Below are 2,342 nucleotides of genomic sequence, written 5' to 3' on the forward strand. Positions count from 1 at the left end.
CTTACGAACTGATGAAGCTCGGCTTGAAACCGGTGGTCTACGAGGCTTCGAAGCTCGGCGGGCGCCTGCGCTCGCAAGCGTTCAACGGCACTGACGGCATCGTCGCGGAACTCGGCGGCATGCGCTTCCCGGTGTCCTCCACCGCGTTCTACCACTACGTCGACAAGCTCGGCCTCGAGACCAAACCGTTCCCGAACCCGTTGACGCCGGCCTCCGGCAGCACGGTGATCGACCTGGAAGGCAAAACCCATTACGCACAAAGCCTGAAGGATCTTCCTGCACTGTTCCAGGAAGTGGCTGACGCCTGGGCGGATGCATTGGAGGCCGGCTCGCAGTTCGCCGATATCCAGCAAGCGATCCGCGACCGCGACGTGCCACGCCTCAAGGAACTGTGGAACAAACTCGTGCCGCTGTGGGACGACCGCACCTTCTACGACTTCGTGGCCACGTCCAAGGCGTTTGCCAAACTGTCGTTCCATCACCGCGAAGTGTTCGGTCAGGTCGGTTTCGGCACCGGCGGCTGGGACTCGGACTTCCCCAACTCGATGCTGGAAATCTTCCGCGTGGTAATGACCAACTGCGACGATCACCAGCATCTGGTGGTCGGCGGCGTGGAACAAGTGCCACAAGGCATCTGGCGCCATGTGCCGGAGCGTTGCGTGCACTGGCCGGAAGGCACCAGCCTGAAATCCCTGCACCGTGGCGCGCCGCGTTCCGGCGTGAAGAAAATCGCCCACGCACCGGATGGCCGTTTCGCCGTCACCGACAACAACGGCGACACCCGCGAATATGCCGCCGTGCTGACCACTTGCCAGAGCTGGCTGCTGACCACCCAGATCGAATGCGACGAAAGCCTGTTCTCGCAAAAGATGTGGATGGCGCTGGATCGCACGCGCTACATGCAGTCGTCGAAGACCTTCGTGATGGTCGACCGCCCGTTCTGGAAGGACAAGGATCCGGAAACCGGCCGCGACCTGATGAGCATGACCCTCACCGATCGCCTGACCCGTGGCACCTACCTGTTCGACAACGGCGACGACAAGCCCGGCGTGATCTGCCTGTCGTACTCGTGGATGAGCGACGCACTGAAGATGCTGCCGCACCCGGTGGAAAAACGTGTGGAACTGGCGCTGAACGCACTGAAGAAGATCTACCCGAAAGTCGACATCGCCGCGCGCATCATCGGCGACCCGATCACCGTGTCGTGGGAAGCCGACCCGTACTTCCTCGGTGCGTTCAAGGGCGCCCTGCCCGGCCACTATCGCTACAACCAGCGCATGTACGCGCACTTCATGCAGGACGACATGCCCGCCGAGCAGCGCGGGATTTTCATCGCCGGTGACGACGTATCGTGGACCCCGGCGTGGGTCGAAGGCGCGGTGCAGACCTCCCTCAACGCGGTGTGGGGCATCATGAAGCACTTTGGTGGCTCGACACATAAAGCGAACCCGGGCCCGGGTGATGTGTTCAAAGACATCGGCCCTATCGCCCTGCCCGAGTAAGAGGAATCCCTGATGCGTGTAGCCCTTTACCAATGTCCACCGCTGCCTCTGGACCCCGCCGCCAACCTGCAACGCCTGCATCAAGTGGCGATGGAAGCCAAAGGCGCCGATCTGCTGGTGCTGCCGGAGATGTTCATGACCGGCTACAACATTGGCGCCGAAGCGGTCAGCACCCTGGCCGAGGTCTACAACGGTGAATGGGCGCAACAGATCGGCCGCATCGCCAAGGCTGCCGGTCTGGCGATTGTCTACGGCTACCCGGAGCGTACTGCCGACGGGCAGATCTACAACGCCGTGCAGTTGATCGACTCGCACGGCGAGCGTTTGTGCAATTACCGCAAGACCCACCTGTTCGGTGATCTGGACCGGTCGATGTTCAGCCCCGGCGACGATGCATTTCCTGTGGTCGAGCTCAACGGCTGGAAGCTCGGTTTCCTGATCTGCTACGACCTGGAGTTTCCGGAGAACGCGCGGCGTCTGGCCCTGGCCGGCGCCGAGCTGATTCTGGTGCCGACGGCGAACATGATTCCATTCGATTTCGTCGCCGACGTCACCGTGCGTTCCCGCGCCTTCGAAAACCAGTGCTACGTGGCCTACGCCAACTATTGCGGGCAGGAAGGCGAGATCCACTATTGCGGACAAAGCAGCATCGCCGCGCCGGACGGCAGTCGTATCGCCCAGGCTGGCCTGGATGAAGCGCTGATCGTCGGGGAGCTGGATCGGCAGTTGATGGTCGATTCCCGCGCCGCCAATCGCTACCTCAGTGACCGCCGTCCGGAGCTTTACGGCGCGCTGAACAAGCGTTAATCCGCTAGCATTGGCACTTCACTGTTCTGGAAG

General features: G+C 62.0%; 2 protein-coding genes. Both read left to right on the forward strand.

The window, feature by feature from the left end; genetic code table 11:
• Positions 1 to 1,502 (forward strand): NAD(P)/FAD-dependent oxidoreductase (locus tag DBR24_RS04170; protein ID WP_146188950.1); only part of this gene is annotated, 1,502 nt, incomplete at its 5' end.
• 12 nt (positions 1,503 to 1,514) lie between these two features.
• Positions 1,515 to 2,309, forward strand: a complete 795-nt coding sequence (locus tag DBR24_RS04175; protein ID WP_128613996.1) for a carbon-nitrogen hydrolase family protein — start codon at positions 1,515 to 1,517, stop codon at positions 2,307 to 2,309.
• The last annotated feature ends 33 nt before the right edge of the window (positions 2,310 to 2,342 follow it).

The organism is Pseudomonas sp. HMWF006 (genome assembly GCF_003061205.1).
GTDB lineage: Bacteria > Pseudomonadota > Gammaproteobacteria > Pseudomonadales > Pseudomonadaceae > Aquipseudomonas > Aquipseudomonas monsensis.

Excerpts from the sequence above, each read along its gene's own strand:
- DBR24_RS04175 (WP_128613996.1), top strand. The coding sequence starts at position 1,515 with ATGCGTGTAGCCCTTTACCAATGTCCACCGCTGCCTCTGGACCCCGCC.